The 13,873-nt window shown below is 59.5% G+C and carries 22 protein-coding genes and 1 pseudogene; 16 read left to right on the plus strand and 7 right to left on the minus strand.

What is annotated here, in order from left to right; translation table 11 throughout:
* Positions 1-217: 217 nt before the first annotated feature.
* Genes LDL28_RS11000 through LDL28_RS11015 form a run of 4 tightly spaced genes read right to left on the minus strand, consistent with a single transcriptional unit; the run spans position 218 to position 3,642 of the window.
* Positions 218-2,071 carry an ATP-binding protein gene (locus LDL28_RS11000; protein ID WP_233058587.1) on the minus strand — a complete coding sequence of 618 codons (1,854 nt, stop codon included), beginning with the start codon at positions 2,069-2,071 and terminating at the stop codon, positions 218-220.
* On the minus strand, positions 2,055-3,086 hold the full coding sequence (locus LDL28_RS11005; protein ID WP_233058588.1) for a toprim domain-containing protein: 1,032 nt from the start codon (positions 3,084-3,086) through the stop codon (positions 2,055-2,057). Before LDL28_RS11005 ends, LDL28_RS11000 begins: the two co-directional genes overlap by 17 nt.
* On the minus strand, positions 3,083-3,295 hold the full coding sequence (locus tag LDL28_RS11010) for a hypothetical protein (protein ID WP_233058589.1): 213 nt from the start codon (positions 3,293-3,295) through the stop codon (positions 3,083-3,085). The genes LDL28_RS11005 and LDL28_RS11010 overlap by 4 nt, the downstream gene beginning before the upstream one ends.
* Entirely contained in the window at positions 3,292-3,642 is a 351-nt protein-coding gene (locus tag LDL28_RS11015; RefSeq protein ID WP_233058590.1) for a hypothetical protein, read from the minus strand. The genes LDL28_RS11010 and LDL28_RS11015 overlap by 4 nt, the downstream gene beginning before the upstream one ends.
* Positions 3,643-3,894: 252 nt before the next feature.
* Between LDL28_RS11015 and LDL28_RS11020 the strand changes: the two genes are divergently transcribed.
* Entirely contained in the window at positions 3,895-4,041 is a 147-nt protein-coding gene (locus tag LDL28_RS11020) for a hypothetical protein (RefSeq protein ID WP_233058591.1), read from the plus strand.
* A 2-nt stretch (positions 4,042-4,043) separates the two neighbouring features.
* On the opposite strand, the gene LDL28_RS11025 is transcribed toward LDL28_RS11020, so the two are convergent.
* Entirely contained in the window at positions 4,044-4,238 is a 195-nt protein-coding gene (locus tag LDL28_RS11025; RefSeq protein ID WP_233058592.1) for a hypothetical protein, read from the minus strand.
* Complete coding sequence (locus tag LDL28_RS11030) at positions 4,235-4,552, minus strand: hypothetical protein (RefSeq protein WP_233058593.1); 318 nt, start codon at positions 4,550-4,552, stop codon at positions 4,235-4,237. Before LDL28_RS11030 ends, LDL28_RS11025 begins: the two co-directional genes overlap by 4 nt.
* On the opposite strand from LDL28_RS11030, the gene LDL28_RS11035 reads away from it, so the two are divergent.
* The 14 genes and pseudogenes from LDL28_RS11035 to LDL28_RS11095 all read left to right on the plus strand — a co-directional run bounded on the left by LDL28_RS11035 (position 4,551) and on the right by LDL28_RS11095 (position 11,713).
* Positions 4,551-4,895: a helix-turn-helix domain-containing protein gene (locus LDL28_RS11035; RefSeq protein ID WP_233058594.1), complete on the plus strand. Its 345-nt coding sequence runs from the start codon at positions 4,551-4,553 to the stop codon at positions 4,893-4,895. The two genes, LDL28_RS11030 and LDL28_RS11035, sit on opposite strands and share 2 nt — an antisense overlap.
* Positions 4,892-5,341 carry a hypothetical protein gene (locus LDL28_RS11040; protein ID WP_233058595.1) on the plus strand — a complete coding sequence of 150 codons (450 nt, stop codon included), beginning with the start codon at positions 4,892-4,894 and terminating at the stop codon, positions 5,339-5,341. The genes LDL28_RS11035 and LDL28_RS11040 overlap by 4 nt, the downstream gene beginning before the upstream one ends.
* Positions 5,342-5,456: 115 nt before the next feature.
* Complete coding sequence (locus tag LDL28_RS11045; RefSeq protein WP_233058596.1) at positions 5,457-5,786, plus strand: hypothetical protein; 330 nt, start codon at positions 5,457-5,459, stop codon at positions 5,784-5,786.
* Positions 5,787-6,034: 248 nt separating this feature from the next.
* Positions 6,035-6,442, plus strand: coding sequence for a hypothetical protein (locus tag LDL28_RS11050; RefSeq protein WP_233058597.1), 408 nt, complete (start codon positions 6,035-6,037; stop codon positions 6,440-6,442).
* Entirely contained in the window at positions 6,439-6,702 is a 264-nt protein-coding gene (locus LDL28_RS11055; RefSeq protein WP_233058598.1) for a hypothetical protein, read from the plus strand. The genes LDL28_RS11050 and LDL28_RS11055 overlap by 4 nt, the downstream gene beginning before the upstream one ends.
* Entirely contained in the window at positions 6,689-6,934 is a 246-nt protein-coding gene (locus tag LDL28_RS11060; RefSeq protein WP_233058599.1) for a hypothetical protein, read from the plus strand. The genes LDL28_RS11055 and LDL28_RS11060 overlap by 14 nt, the downstream gene beginning before the upstream one ends.
* Positions 6,931-8,559 carry a ParB/RepB/Spo0J family partition protein gene (locus LDL28_RS11065; protein WP_233058600.1) on the plus strand — a complete coding sequence of 543 codons (1,629 nt, stop codon included), beginning with the start codon at positions 6,931-6,933 and terminating at the stop codon, positions 8,557-8,559. The genes LDL28_RS11060 and LDL28_RS11065 overlap by 4 nt, the downstream gene beginning before the upstream one ends.
* Entirely contained in the window at positions 8,559-8,771 is a 213-nt protein-coding gene (locus tag LDL28_RS11070; protein WP_233058601.1) for a hypothetical protein, read from the plus strand. The genes LDL28_RS11065 and LDL28_RS11070 overlap by 1 nt, the downstream gene beginning before the upstream one ends.
* Positions 8,768-8,908 (plus strand): hypothetical protein, encoded by a 141-nt coding sequence (locus LDL28_RS11075; RefSeq protein WP_233058602.1) that lies wholly within the window; start codon positions 8,768-8,770, stop codon positions 8,906-8,908. Before LDL28_RS11070 ends, LDL28_RS11075 begins: the two co-directional genes overlap by 4 nt.
* Positions 8,905-9,090, plus strand: coding sequence for a hypothetical protein (locus tag LDL28_RS11080; RefSeq protein WP_233058603.1), 186 nt, complete (start codon positions 8,905-8,907; stop codon positions 9,088-9,090). Before LDL28_RS11075 ends, LDL28_RS11080 begins: the two co-directional genes overlap by 4 nt.
* Positions 9,087-9,335, plus strand: a complete 249-nt coding sequence (locus tag LDL28_RS11085) for a hypothetical protein (RefSeq protein ID WP_233058604.1) — start codon at positions 9,087-9,089, stop codon at positions 9,333-9,335. The genes LDL28_RS11080 and LDL28_RS11085 overlap by 4 nt, the downstream gene beginning before the upstream one ends.
* Positions 9,328-9,471 (plus strand): annotated as a pseudogene (locus LDL28_RS15710) (helix-turn-helix domain-containing protein); the annotation flags it as partial. The gene LDL28_RS11085 and the pseudogene LDL28_RS15710, both read left to right, overlap by 8 nt.
* Positions 9,472-9,500: 29 nt before the next feature.
* Entirely contained in the window at positions 9,501-10,502 is a 1,002-nt protein-coding gene (locus tag LDL28_RS15715) for a site-specific integrase (protein WP_233058605.1), read from the plus strand.
* Between the two features lie 317 nt (positions 10,503-10,819).
* Positions 10,820-11,713 (plus strand): diacylglycerol kinase family protein, encoded by an 894-nt coding sequence (locus tag LDL28_RS11095; protein WP_255663137.1) that lies wholly within the window; start codon positions 10,820-10,822, stop codon positions 11,711-11,713.
* Positions 11,714-11,765: 52 nt separating this feature from the next.
* Here LDL28_RS11095 and LDL28_RS11100 read toward each other — a convergent pair whose 3' ends face one another.
* A complete protein-coding gene (locus LDL28_RS11100) occupies positions 11,766-12,320 on the minus strand; it encodes a thioredoxin (RefSeq protein WP_233058607.1) in 555 nt (184 codons plus the stop codon).
* 182 nt (positions 12,321-12,502) lie between these two features.
* Here LDL28_RS11100 and LDL28_RS11105 point away from each other — a divergent pair, with 182 nt between their 5' ends.
* Entirely contained in the window at positions 12,503-13,870 is a 1,368-nt protein-coding gene (locus LDL28_RS11105; protein WP_233058608.1) for an 8-oxoguanine deaminase, read from the plus strand.
* Positions 13,871-13,873: the final 3 nt, after the last annotated feature.

The following is a 13,873-nucleotide window of genomic DNA, read 5'->3' on the forward strand; positions in this document are numbered from 1 at the left end:
TAATAAATCCTTATATATAAGTATATTATAAGGATATGTAACTATGTAACCAATGTAACCTATATTTTGGGCGCAAAGAGACGCAACATTTCCTGTGCGCTATACAAGGGAAAAACGCGGTTACATCGGTTACATGGTTACAACGCTGTTTTTGCTACATTTCCCGGTTACATTCGGGTTACATCTGGTTACGTGAACCAGTAATGCACGCGCGTTGTCAGTCATCATTACCATCTTCTCCATCAAAGCCAAGCTCCTCTGCCGAGACCCAGATACATTTTGCCGGCGGCGTTTGTCCGACACGCATCGCCTTGGCGTTGCGCCTGGCGCTTTCCAGCCGCATGACCTCATAGACCCAGCGGTTTCCCTCGAATGGCGTGCTGTTAAACAATTCCCTGAGCATGGAATTGTTCGGGGCGAACCACAGGCCATTTCCGAGCGCGAGGCGCGGCGCGTCACGTCCGCGTTTATCCTTCGGTTCATCGGCACGGATGACGCGGATGCCGTGCTGGGCCAAAACCTCGGCCGCGACACCCTTGGAAAAATCCGGGCCGTCCGTTTCGATGGAGAGCTTTCTGGTCAGGACGCGCTCGATCAGTTCCCCGATCGACTTGCGTTCGGTTGAGCGTTGCAACTGGACTGTGGTGGAAAGCAGGTGACTGACCATCTGCATGGGCGCGTCCTGTGCAACCACGTCTTCCCGGTCGCGAATGAAGTCGCGCACCGCGTTCACGCCGTTCATCGCCTGCTTTTCACTGGGCAGGCCATCTTCCGTCAGGATGAACCATCCCGCCAGAAGCGCGCCCAACTGGTCCATCTCACGTGGGGCACACCCAATTTCTGACAGGGAACGGCGGTAGATGCCAAGTGCATCACGGTAACGGGTCCATCCCGCCAGCGCGCGGCCCCAGAGCGCGGGGCCATGCTTCTGCGCCCATTCCTTCAGCTCCTTATGTTCGGCACTGAAATCCGCCCCTTCATCCGGACGCACCAGATCAATGATGGTGAAGCGTCCAAGATGCTGGGCTTTCATGTCTGGTGGTGAGATCGATGCCATGATGATCGATCCCGCGACCTCGATCTTGCGGGCCTTGCCATCCACGCCGCCACGACTGCCGCGCGTGCCTTCGCCGCCCGATGCCGACAGCACCAGATCAAGCAGGGCACGGGCGCCGCGCTGGTCTTCACGGTCGGATGCTTCATCAATGAACGACGGCATGGCGCGGCCATCCAGAGACTGTTCCAGGCCTGCCTTGGAGGTATCGTTCGTATAATAGTTCATGGGCGAGGCACCGCGCAGAACCGACAGGAGCGATGATTTGCCTGATCCAGCGCCGCCGATCAGGAACCCGGCGGGACGCCACGGAATGGCTGCGCCATAATAGGCGCATCCGAGCAGCCCGAGCGCCATGATCGCGCCGCCATCACACCGGTAATTCCACAGTTCCTGTAGCTGGTGCTGAAGCGTGCGCCCGATATCGGGACCACATGGCTGCGCCGGTCGCGGCGTAGGGGGCGCTGCTGCCCATATCTGATTTCCCGTGCGCGTTCCCGCCGGTTCCATCCGGTCGCCCAGGAGCACCTGATCACCGCAATGCACCACGGGCATGCCATCACGCTCGGCCCATATTCCCGGGCGGCGGATCAGGATATGATCGCCAAACAGGCCGGCCTGCGTACATTCAGCCTGCAAGAAGGCCGCGACCGAGTTGATGCGGAAATCGACGATTCGTTCCTCGGTCGTGTCCTGGCCGTCCGGGCCCTTGATCTTGCACTGTGCCTTTTTGGGGTAGTGGGCACGCAGCCAGTCATCATGACCACCGAACAGACCGACAAGGTCATGCCGGTTGCCGATCTGGCGCGCTGATAGGGAACGGAGCTGGCCCACGCTGTCGAGCAGATAATAGGTACCGTCCAGATGGCCGATGGCGGTAACGGGACAGCCCGCATTTTCGGTATCGCCTTCAGGCGGTCCACCGCCACGCTTGCCGCCGTCGATGACCTGAAACTGCCTGTCGGCCGAGAGAACGGCAGCGCGGACATCATGCAAGGCGTCAGGTGATGGCATCATTGAAATCCTTGCCTTTTGGAGAGCGTGCGACACGAACCTCGCGCCCGGCCTCCAGATGGAAATCTATCGCCCGGCGCAGGCCGCGCTGCGCCTGGGGGTTGGTGTCGTTATCGGCCAGCAGGATCACGCTACGGACCTGATCCGGTAGCTGCACGCTGGCCATGTTTCCGAGGCTGGCGGCCGCCAGCACCCGCATCTCCGGACAGGCGAGGGCGACGGACAGGCATGTTTCGATGCCTTCCCCGATCGCAACCGTCTCACCAGCCGGTGAATCCTTGAGTGATTTGCCCGAGGCGCCGCGCTGGAGGCGGATTGATCCGCCCAGAAAAGCGCCGCGGATTTTCTTGGCGGCATTAAGAGCCGCCTTGCGCCAGGCGCCTTGTCCGTCCTGCGCCAGCCACGTCTGGTGTGTGGCGATATGTGCACCACTTCCATCCGTGATGGCCGCAAGCATGGCGGGAAGCGGCCCCCTGATCTCATGGCAGTAATGTTCCGGCGCGAAGCGCAGCGCACGCGGGACGGAGGCCAGATCGGCCAGATGGATGCCACGGGCGGCCAGATATAAATCGACCGGCGTGCCGATGATGTCATGACGGGCACCCAGCCACATGGCGCGGGCATGGCGCCTGCGCTTCTCATCCGTCTCATCCGGATGGGCATCGACCTGGCGGGCGATCTCGCGTCGGTGCTCTTCCACACGTCCCATGTCGTGCAGGCCAAGATAGTTGACGGCCCAGCGGTATGCTTCCTTCAGGTCGCCACGGGTCATGACGGCAGCGACGAGGTCAAGCGCATCCCCCGTTTCACCTGTGGAGAAATCCCCCCATTTCCCGGCCTTTTCTCCATGCAGATGGATTGCCATGGACTGTCCAGGCTCACCCGCCACGGATCCACATTTCCATTCGGCACCCTGTCGCGTGCCACCGGGCAACAACGTCTGCACCAGCGCAAGCATATTATTGGCCAGCATGCGCGAGACCTCACGCGCATCGGGCAGATGAACGCCCGTGGTCACAGTTCGCTGATCCACTTCTGCACGCGGTCGCGGCGCTTCTCCTGGCGCTTCAGCATGCGTTTCATGCGTCGGTTCGTACGCGCGATGCGCGCCTCCATGATGCGGATGCGTAGTGTGCGGATGGTATGGCGCAGCCGGTCATAGACCGTGACGCACATGAACTGACCAAGCTGACCTAGTTCTATGATCACGATGCACACGTCATTCATGGCATCGCTCCATCGTCCATGGCAGCGGCGATCATCTCCAGCTCATGCGCCAGCCGGTCGTGGCGCTGCTGGAGCAACTGGCGGTGACGCGCACGGACTTCTTCCCATTCATCCACCGAGACGCGGCGGATTTCGTGGTGCCAGCAGGCGCGCACGCGGCGTACGCTCAGGCCAAACAGGGTTGCAACCTCCACAAACGCCGCCTTGAGGCCGTGGCCACGGCGGGTTTCGACTTCGGTGCATATGGTGTTCTGGAACTGCTCGGTCATGGTGCTACCGGACATGCGGCGCGTCTCCATGTTGGCCTTGGGTGAAATACCCGCGCGCTTGGGTGAAATACCCAACATCTTGGGTGTCCTCTCTGTCAGTCTCCACAATGTTGATGGTGGAGACACGGACAGGGAGGGACGAAACACACGACACGCCCAAGGGTGCGCGACGGGCTGGGGAGACCGTTCGCGCACCCGGTGCAATCAAGCGGGCGTGAGGCATGAAATCGTACACTACATACCGACCTTACGGGCCAGAGCGTTGCCGCTCCGGCCCGGTCGGACCACCATGGGGTTACCACACCAACACATGGAGGATTCGCGAATACGATGGACAACAGCATTCCGGCGTCTCGTGCCGAAAACGAGGCCTTGCGGGCAGAGGTTGCGGCCCTGAAGGACGAACTGCGCAAGGCCAACAAGTTGATTGACGAACTGAAAACCAAAGTAAGGCGCGCCACCAAAACGGGAGGCTAGGATTACGGGCATAGCGACACCACGCTTCCCGCGTCCGGAACATCCTTGGGCGGGATAGCGGCCTTTACGAAATTTTCCAGCCCGGTTGCTATGTCGATGATCTCCGCAAGACTGCTGCCATTTTTCAGAACCATGGTGGCCTGATCGATGCACCAGCCCCGGAGATAGACGGGATCCTGCAATTCTTCCGAGGTCATGCAGCAGCTCCATCAGGTTGTGTGGTTTGAGGTAAGGGGTCGCGAAAGACGTCAGGACACACTTCGGCTGGGGTGATACCTGCCATGGCCGCGACATCGACCGCATATTTGGCGGGCACACTACGTCTGTTCCACAGCGACACTGTGGAGTGGTGCAAACCCAGGGTGGACGCGACCTTGGCGACGCCACCGGCCCGTCTGAGGATTTCCCGCGTGTTCATGCACGCGATGTTGCAAAAAACAACATGAAGGGTCAAGCGTGATGTTGGCAGAAACATCCCCGCTTTTTTCCAGCGGGTCAAAATGACACGCATGACCGAGCAAAAAACCATTGGCGCACGAATTAGAACATTGCGCGAACAGTCTAAAATGGACCAAGCTGTCTTGGCTGAGGCAATCGGAACGGCTCGATCACATTTGACCAATATCGAACGCGGTCGGGCCAAGCCAGGAAGGGATCTGATGTTGGCTATCGCGCGCTATTTTAATGTTTCGCTTGATTGGCTTGCCAATGGGACGGGGGAACGCTGCTTGGTTGATCCGATGACCCCCAAGGAAGCCCTTTTGCTTCAGGCATTTAGGGAGTTACCCGAACATGAGGCCGACCTTCATTTGCAACTCATTATGTCGCGCTCAACAGCCGGGAAAAACTCATGATCAATCGAAAGAGCGCCTTGGCGCTCTTTTTTGTGTCTGCACTTCCGGTTACGCCTTCTCATGCAGATTCTCTGCCAGATGAATATATGAAGGTAGCCGTGTCTGGTGGCCGACGTCCTGTTATCGATATTGCTACTAACCTGCCAGAGAATATGCAGGTTTCCGTCGATGTTAACCCAGTTGGTGGCGGATTTGACGACGGCGGAACTTACACCGTTCATAACGGCCATGTGCATGTTGGTCCGCTTTCCAACAGCGGATATGACGCTCCGGCTGGAACATATAATTTGCTCATTACAAGCCCAGTCACTCAGTTCCAGGCCGATCCAAAAGTGCAGGACTTGCTAGGGGACGAAGGTCAGAACCTGCACGGCCCTGATGCGAAGGAATCGGAAGTGGGAATGGGCAAGGTCATCGACATTCGCAGTAGTTTCACCATCAACTAGCTTGTAGCGCACGATAGCACCCGCGCGGTATGTTGCTTTTATAAACATTTTCGCTTGACCTCACATGTTGCAATAAGCAACATCTCTCCATCACCACCAGTGATGGAGAGATTTCGTGCACAATATTTTGCGCGGATGCCCGGTCAGGCCGCTAGGTATACGGGGCGACGCATATGTTTTTAGTGATCATGCCGGGCTGACCAAAACCCTGTCCCGGGGGCAGCTTGCCACCAGGCGTGTTTTTGTCGGCCTGTTTGGCGGCGATGATACGTGGCTGCGGCATCATTTCCCCGTTGAGCTGAACTCAGACGGACAGCCGATCACGACCGATTTTTCGATGTGTACTGCCGCCATCTTCATGGCCGGCGCCTGCTCGATGGCTGATGCCATGGCGCAGGAAGCCCTCGATACGGTTCTGGACGGGATTGCTGGCCATGCCTCTTGAGCGTGGCCGCCGGCCAACAACGCCCCGACCGCCGCCAGTTCATTGCCGACCTCGGACACCACCCCCGCCACCAACATTGCCCCCACCAATGCGGCATGACATGGGCAGCGAGAACGGTATCTGGGATTACTTGATGATCCCTATGGCTTTACTTGCTTGCTGCCTGTTTGCAGTTGTGATTGCCGGCATGCAGCATTGGAATAAGCATCACGCTGTCTTGCATTCTGTCTGTACGGGGGAGAAGGGCAATGGTTAAACGGCCTGCACCACCGCGCCCCAATCCACCCCCGAAGCCTTCCGAAGGCGGGTTCTTCTATGGGCTGATACCGCCTCATACCGAAAGTGAGCCGCCGACGGAGCCCAGGCGCATCATTGTTGGCGATGATCCGACAAAACGTGAGCGGCCAGCAGCCCCCGATCCAAAGCCTACAAGGCATGAGAAGGGCGATAAACCAACAAAAAGATCGGAGATGTTTACCCAGTTCAAGCTGGGTGAATACGAGATCGGCCCATCGTTCGACGGGATACCGACTATTATGATCTCGATGGCAGCAATTCTTCTGGCGTTACTCGCGATCACCATTTTTCAGGATCGGAAGAACCATCATCCATTGCCGTCATCACCGCCCATCTGCGCCCGAGGCTACGAGATATGAAGCGCCCGCTTCCGCGCTGCTATCGCGTGCCGGCGCAACTTCTGCTGGCATCACGCCGGTTTTCGACCGATGCGCTGCTGATCGCGGCCGATGCCTACCGTGAGCTGGCGGCCGATCTGAATATTCACGGCTTTTCCGACATGGCGGAGCAGGCACAGAGCCTTGCCTCGCGATTGACGGACGAAGCCCCGGGGCGCGCCCAGGCGCTGCCCATTCTTTTCCCGACCCGACACAAGGGGAAAATCCATGGATATCATTGATAACGAGGTTCTGCTTGAGCGCCTGAGCGTGGCGGACGCCCGTAAGGTGCGCATGTATCTGGCGAATGCCCGCAATCTGGATCGCTATGGCCGCCAGCAGGCGGCGCTTGGTTATGACTGCACCGCGCTCCTTTGCACGCGCGATGCCGACATCTGCCGCCTGCGGGCGGAGGAGCTGCTGTTGAGCGCCCTGCAGGTCGCGCATATTCCCTTCCGGGGGCGGGTGTCATGATGATTGCCATTGATAACATTCACGAAAACGGCAACATGCGCCGCGTGATGCCCACGGCGGAAGCCACGGCGGCGCTGGAAGCGGGCATTCGTGAGCTGGGCATATTACAGCCGGTTCTGGTACGGCCCGACCCGGACGGCGGCTATATTTTGATTGCAGGCTACCGCAGGTTAAACGCGGCGCGGAGTATCGGGCTGACCGAAATACCGGCTGAGGTGAAGCTGTTGAGCGAACTGGAAGCCGAGGCGGCGCAGGCTGCCGAAAACATCCAGCGTCTTCCCGTGGATCCCGTGGACCAGTGGCGGCATATCGAGCGCATGGTGGCCGATGGCTATTCGGTTCAGAAGGCTGGAGCCGCGCTGGGCATGACCGATCGCCAGATAGGGCAGATAAGCAGGCTGGGCCGGCTGGCGCCGGAATTACTTGATGCCCTTACGGGCCGTGAACTGCCTGGCTGGCGAACTTTAGGCGAGATATCTCAGGCACCGCACGAGATACAGACGGCGGCGCTAAAGCGCCATCTTTATCATGGCGATGCTGTTCAGTGGAACAGCATCGCGGCGGAGTGTGTCACCCGTCGCATCCCCCGTGATCGCGCCCTATTTGACGTTGCGGCATCGGGCATCGTGTTTGACGAGGATCTGTTTGCCGAGCCGGGTTCTCCCGAACAGTTTACTACCACGCAGGCTACCCGTTTCATAGAAGCCCAGCTTGAGGCCGTAGAAGACCTGATCCAGAATGGTGATGAGCCCGCGCTGCTTGTGGATTACAACAGCATGACGCTGCTGCCACAGCTTCCGGCCGGATGGATGTTTGCGGACAGTTCGGGCGGTGCAGACAAGAAGCTCACCAGGCGCAGTCGGCACAAACGGGCATATGCCATCGTGCCGGTCAATCATCATCATGATGCCTGCAAGGTGGTATCGGTCATCATCAAGCCCGTGAAAAGCGTTGAGGCCGAACCGGCGGCCGATATGGAGGCGCCAGAGGATGAGGCACCCAGCGCAATCGGGATTGTCGGGCCGGAAGATAGCCCGGCAGAAGAACCACAGATTACCAAGGCTGGGCATGATTTGCTGGCTGATGTCCGCACCAGTGCGTTGTGCAGGGCATTACGCAACCCGCTGCGCATGACGCCCGAAGATGCCTTTCATGCCCTTCTGATTGGCTATGTGGCGGATGATTCACGGCTGAAGGACATTCTGGCCGCATTGGTCTCACCCGCCGGTGACGTTCCGGAGCTTGATTTCAACCGGATGGCGGAACTGGCGGGTGAGGCGCTGGCGCGCACGATCAGTGTGGTTTCACCGCATAGACAGACTTCGACCTGGAAATCGGCGGATAGTTATGCCCGGCCTGAGTATATCGGCGCCCTGATCAATGCCGATGCGCATATGCCTGAACTCGATACGCCCGAAATGCTGGCGCATGTCAGCGGAAGCACGCTCAAGGCCATTGCAAAGGACTATGCCCCGCGCGGCGAAAAACCGCCCGGAAAGGTGGCCGAGCTGCGCCAGTGGCTGGTCGGCCGTGCGCCCGGTTGGCAACCCTTGCACTTTGGTGCGCCTGGGCCGGCTTGTGAGCCATGGACACGTGAAAGCATCCTGCAGGAGGATGCATCCTGATGCCTATTTCACCGTATGACCCGGAAAATGACCTGGTGCAGCTTTATCGAGTTGGGCAAGGGGGTCCGCTTTATCGTTCCGTTGGCTGGATCACCAGTCCGGCGGTCATTTTGGAAGATGTAGCGACAGGACAGCAGCATACCGTGGTGATCGGATGCCCGAATGCCGATCGTTATATCCGCCTTATTGATGAACCGGGACAGGAAGCATGATCGAGTCACATGATGACATGCGGCCGATGCCGATAATGGACCGCCTGCCGACACCGGTGGAGATGCTTTATGCCATCGTCTTTGCATGCCTGATCTGGGGCCTGCTGATCGGCATGTGGGTGGTTATGGTGCCATGACCAGATCAGTAGCATGGCGGGATGGGTATGAGTGGGCCTATTGGCCCACACAGCGTATCGGTGAGAGCGTCAGTGTTTTCGCCGCGCTGCAATCCCATGGATACGAAATGACCAGTGAGGACGCTCGCCAGTTCATGGCTGGCGCCAATGCCGCACTGGATGAAATGGAGGGGCGACCGTGATCGGTGCACGGAAACGGGACTGGCGCGAACACCCGATTTTCAGGGGCACTATTCTGGGTAAGGAAGTGTACGACTTCAGCCTGCAACAGGATAAGGACGGTAATTATGTCGGTTACCTGTCGGACCCCGGGGGATGCCGCATTTCGATCATTGCCAAGCTTGTGCATCAGGGCGGCAGGCACATGCTGAAAGGCCGGGGACTGCTGACCGGAACGAACGACACACGGGAGGAGCCTGATGGGTAAGCGAATCCAGTTACCCCGTGCGGCCGAGCTTCTTGGTGTATCCCTGCGCCTGACACAGAAGCTGTGCCAGCAGGGTGATCTGAAAGCGTGCAAGGTTGGATCACGCTGGACCACGACCGAGGCCGATATTGCCTCCTACCTTGACAGACCAGGACAGATTGAAGAGTGCCCAACGATAAGAACCTCTGGCGCCACGCCAACGGTACGTATTACGCGCGAATCCAGGTCAACGGCCGCGACGTGCGAAAGTCGCTACGCACAACTGATATCCGGGCAGCTCGCAAACTCCTCAAAAAAGTCGTCGAGCAGGCGGAAAAGCGCCGCGCGGGCATAGCCGAACCAACAGCCCATACATGGGAAGAGGCAGTGGTCCGCTGGTCTGACCTGCAAATGGCTGATCTGCGGCCGGGGACTCAGAAACGATATCTGACCAGTCTGGGACAGATACATCCCTATTTCGCGGGCCGGGACGTTGCCGGCATCACGTCGGTGGATGTTCATGACTATACCGCTGCCCGTATGCGTAAGGGAGCCAGCGGAGCCACGGTGCGTCGTGACCTCACGATCATGAGCCGTGTCATGAGAGTCGCCCGGCGCGCGGGATGGGTCACAGCGAATCCGGTGCCGGAAGAAATGGAAGAAATACCCGAACGGCGCGAGCCGATTCGGCCTGTGCCGATTCGTGCCCTGGCGAAGCTGACCCGGCGCGCACCAGATGGCTTTCGTGATCTGATCCGCTTTCTTGCCCGGACAGGCTGCCGGCAGGAGGAAGCGGCTTCGCTGGAGTGGTCACAGCTTGATCTACGATCCGTGCCGGCCACCTGCACATTTTCCCGGACGAAGACGCGATCACCCCGTGTGATAGAGCTGACATCCCGGCAGGCGAATGAGTTGCGTCGCATTCTACGCTCGCCCGATTCGCCCTATGTCTTTCGCTCTCCACAAGGGCAACGCTATAAAAACGTGCCAGGGAGGTTTCGGGTGCTTCTTCGGAAGGCTCTCGGTGCCGAGGGAGATGTCTTTCGCTGTCACGATCTGCGGCATACCTATGCAATTCGTGCATTGCAGCAAAAGAGGTCAATCTATGATGTGGCCCGTCAACTAGGACATAGTTCTGTCAAAACTACGGAACGGTATGCCGGCTGGCTAAGCCAACCAATGCGGTGAAGCCGTCATAAATGCCGTCATAAATTATGATGCTAACTCCCGCATCCAATAAATATTGTTCTATATCATAAGCTTACGAAAGTAATTGTTTTTTGTTATAAGGTTTTGTAAACCGAAGGCCGGGGGTTCAAATCCCTCACCCGGCACCATCGAATTTTTTCCGACCAGTCTGTCCGGCCCATGCAGTCCAACAGGGACGGGGCCTTATTCATAAGGAAGTTTTTGGTGAAGCTTTTTCCAGAAAGCTTCAGGGAACGCCGCATTACTGGAAAAACTCGGTGCCCAAAAACTTTTATTACGGATATCAACTGGTTATAATGATCTTTATTATTGTAAACCCATGTGCCGGGGGCCACCGGTCTGGGCGGGTGGCCCGTTTTGCACACCATCTGCGGCAGGCCGGGCTTGATGTCGAGATCGGGCATACCCGCTTCAGGGGGCACGCCACGGTGCTGGCCCGCGCCGCCGCGCAAACGCCTGGCTGCACGCATATCGTGGCGGCGGGAGGGGATGGAACCATTGCCGAAGTGGCCGAAGGAATGGCGGGTTCCGACTGTGTGCTGGCCATCCTGCCGCTGGGAACGGCGAATGTACTGGCGCGTGAACTGGCACTCCCCTTCGATGATGCGTTGACGGCCCGTATCATCGCGGCGGGGGGCAGCAGGACCATCTGGCCGGGGCGGCTCCAGTCCAGCGCATGGGATGGGCTTTTCGTACAGATGGTGGGGGTCGGGTTTGACGCCCATGTGGTGCATGGCGTCTCCACCCGGCTGAAGAATGCCGTCGGGCGCATGGCCTATGTCGTGAGCATGCTCGGCGCGCTGCGGCAGTACCGTTTCCCCACCATGACGGTCATGGTGGATGGCGTGGCGCATGAGGCGGTCTCGGCCATCATATCCAAAGGCGCGCGGTACGGCGGGAAATATGTTCTGGCCCCGCATTCGATGCAGGGGGAGCAGCGGTTTTGTGTCGTCCTGTTCCACGTTGCCGGGATCGGGGCAGTGTTGCGTGCCGGTTTCGCCCTGTTGCGCGGTACCCTGGCGCGGCAGAAAGGCGTTACGATCCTGACGGGCCGGAGGGTTGAAATCCCCGCGCGCCCCGCCCTGCCCGTGCAGGGCGATGGGGATGCGCGTGGCTTTACGCCGCTGCGTATCGACATATCCGACCGCCCCCTTCGCGTTGCGGTCGCGTTGACCGGCGGGGAAGGGTGAAAAATGCCGGATGACCGCGGGCTTCCGGCCATCCGCGCCATGCCCGGCCCGGTTATGGGAAAAGGTGCTGGCGCCATGCCTCCACGGTATCGCCGCTGCTCATGGCCGGGTCGATCAGGCCATCGACCATGAAGGTCGGTGAGACGTGAATGCCATTCTGGCGGGCGTATTTACACTGCCATTTGATGGCTTTCTGCAGTTCAGGCACCGCGAAGGCCGCAGCCAGCGCGATGCCGCTGTACTTTTCGATCCGGCGGATGATGTCGTTGGGCGTGGCGTCCATGTTGGGGCCGGCGCAGTGATCGGTAAATTCGAATTCCTCCCGATGCGCGCCAATCGCGGCCATGACGGCGCGGGCGCTCTCCCTGCCGCCTTCCAGCGTGGCGGCCGCGAGGATGCACCGCACAATCACGCCGGAAAACATATGCCATGGCTGGGAATGCAGGCGGACCCGGATCGTGAGCCGGTCCGCGCCCACGGTGGTAAGCAGGTCACCAAGCTTGTTGAAGGCCCGGACGGAAAAAGGGCAGGTGGGTTCCACAAAAACATCCAGGACCTTTGGCCCGTGCCCCCATTCAAGCGGGTCGATATGCAGGGATGTGGACATGCTTGCGCTTCCTTCCTCAGGGTTGCGGGTTCGGTGTATGCCTGTGAGCTTATCCCTACACGATGGTCCGTGGCTTTTAAAAAAGGCGGATAAATCGCGTTTCCCATTTTCCATCATATGGGCATCTTCCCCAAAAGCCTGCATAAGCGAAACGTCTTTATGTTCCTGTAAGGTGGTGATGCATGGCCCGCGCCCTTTTGCTCAAGAATGCGCTGCGTCTGGTAACGATGGACGCCCAAAGGCGGGAAATCGAAGGGGGGTGGATCCTTGTGCATGACCGGCAGGTCACGGCCATAGGCACCCCCACCGACCCGCTGCCCGCAGCCGATGAGGTGCTGGACATGACCGGGCATGTGGTGATGCCGGGCATGGTCAATACCCACCACCATATGTACCAGACCCTGACACGGGTTATTCCGGCGGCGCAGGATGCCTCGCTTTTCGGGTGGTTGCAGGCGCTTTATCCCATATGGGCGGGGCTGACGCCGGAAATGATCCGTGTTTCGGCCTGCACGGCCATGACGGAACTGCTGTGGTCCGGCTGCACGACCAGCAGCGACCATCTGTACCTGTTCCCCAATGGCGCGCGGCTTGATGATGAAATCGAGGCCGCGACCGAAATGGGCATGCGCTTTCACGCGGCGCGCGGGGCGATGAGCGTGGGCGAAAGCCAGGGCGGCCTGCCACCCGACCGCGTGGTGGAAAATGAGGACGCGATTCTGGCGGATACCCAGCGCGTGATCGAAGCCTATCACGACCCCGCACCCCTTGCGATGCAGCGGATTGCCGTCGCCCCCTGTTCGCCCTTTTCCGTCAGCCGGGATCTCATGCGCAACGCCGCCGCACTTGCGCGCGCAACCGGGACCATGCTGCATACCCATCTGGCGGAAAACGCCAGCGATATCGCCTATAGCCGCGAAAAATTCAACATGACCCCCGCCGAATACGCCGAGGACACCGGCTGGATCGGCAGCGATGTCTGGCATGCCCACTGCGTACGTCTGGATGATGCGGGTATCCGCCGGTTTGGCGCGACCCATACCGGCATGGCCCATTGCCCGTGTTCCAACATGCGGCTGGGATCGGGGATCGCGCCGGTGCGGCGGATGGTGGCGTCGGGCATGCGCGTGGGGCTGGGGGTGGATGGTTCCGCGTCCAACGATGGCAGTCACATGCTGGGTGAAGCCCGTCAGGCCATGCTGCTGGGCCGCCTGATCGAAACACCGGACAACCAGCCCATGATGCGGGCGCGTGAGGTGCTGGAACTGGCCACGCGCGGCGGGGCCGCCGTACTCGGGCGCGACGATATCGGGCATCTGGCGCCCGGTATGGCGGCTGACATCGTTGCCTTCGACCTGCGCGGGATCGACCATGCGGGCGCGCAGGCGGATCCGGTGGCGGCGCTGGTTTTCTGTACCCCGCGCCGTGTGTCATGTACCATCGTGAATGGGCGGGTCCTGATCCGCGATGGTGCGTTTACCGACCATGACCCGGCCCGTCTGGCCCGGCGGCACAATGAACTGGCGCGTGAGCTTCTGGAAAAAGCCTGAACC

The sequence above is a fragment of the Komagataeibacter sp. FNDCR2 genome (assembly GCF_021295395.1).
Taxonomy (GTDB): Bacteria; Pseudomonadota; Alphaproteobacteria; order Acetobacterales; family Acetobacteraceae; genus Komagataeibacter.

Bases quoted from the DNA above. Each gene is read 5' to 3' on its own strand.
- LDL28_RS11030 (WP_233058593.1), bottom strand. From the start codon at position 4,552: ATGCGTGTCATTTTGACCCGCTGGAAAAAAGCGGGGATGTTTCTGCCA.
- LDL28_RS11080 (WP_233058603.1), top strand. From the start codon at position 8,905: ATGACCAGATCAGTAGCATGGCGGGATGGGTATGAGTGGGCCTATTGG.
- LDL28_RS11025 (WP_233058592.1), bottom strand. From the start codon at position 4,238: ATGACCTCGGAAGAATTGCAGGATCCCGTCTATCTCCGGGGCTGGTGC.
- LDL28_RS11070 (WP_233058601.1), top strand. From the start codon at position 8,559: ATGCCTATTTCACCGTATGACCCGGAAAATGACCTGGTGCAGCTTTAT.
- LDL28_RS11035 (WP_233058594.1), top strand. From the start codon at position 4,551: ATGACCGAGCAAAAAACCATTGGCGCACGAATTAGAACATTGCGCGAA.
- LDL28_RS11040 (WP_233058595.1), top strand. From the start codon at position 4,892: ATGATCAATCGAAAGAGCGCCTTGGCGCTCTTTTTTGTGTCTGCACTT.
- LDL28_RS11100 (WP_233058607.1), bottom strand. From the start codon at position 12,320: ATGTCCACATCCCTGCATATCGACCCGCTTGAATGGGGGCACGGGCCA.
- LDL28_RS11105 (WP_233058608.1), top strand. From the start codon at position 12,503: ATGGCCCGCGCCCTTTTGCTCAAGAATGCGCTGCGTCTGGTAACGATG.
- LDL28_RS11020 (WP_233058591.1), top strand. From the start codon at position 3,895: ATGGACAACAGCATTCCGGCGTCTCGTGCCGAAAACGAGGCCTTGCGG.
- LDL28_RS11060 (WP_233058599.1), top strand. From the start codon at position 6,689: ATGGATATCATTGATAACGAGGTTCTGCTTGAGCGCCTGAGCGTGGCG.
- LDL28_RS11055 (WP_233058598.1), top strand. From the start codon at position 6,439: ATGAAGCGCCCGCTTCCGCGCTGCTATCGCGTGCCGGCGCAACTTCTG.
- LDL28_RS11000 (WP_233058587.1), bottom strand. From the start codon at position 2,071: ATGATGCCATCACCTGACGCCTTGCATGATGTCCGCGCTGCCGTTCTC.
- LDL28_RS11065 (WP_233058600.1), top strand. From the start codon at position 6,931: ATGATGATTGCCATTGATAACATTCACGAAAACGGCAACATGCGCCGC.
- LDL28_RS11050 (WP_233058597.1), top strand. From the start codon at position 6,035: ATGGTTAAACGGCCTGCACCACCGCGCCCCAATCCACCCCCGAAGCCT.
- LDL28_RS11075 (WP_233058602.1), top strand. From the start codon at position 8,768: ATGATCGAGTCACATGATGACATGCGGCCGATGCCGATAATGGACCGC.
- LDL28_RS11015 (WP_233058590.1), bottom strand. From the start codon at position 3,642: ATGTTGGGTATTTCACCCAAGCGCGCGGGTATTTCACCCAAGGCCAAC.
- LDL28_RS11095 (WP_255663137.1), top strand. From the start codon at position 10,820: ATGATCTTTATTATTGTAAACCCATGTGCCGGGGGCCACCGGTCTGGG.
- LDL28_RS11010 (WP_233058589.1), bottom strand. From the start codon at position 3,295: ATGAATGACGTGTGCATCGTGATCATAGAACTAGGTCAGCTTGGTCAG.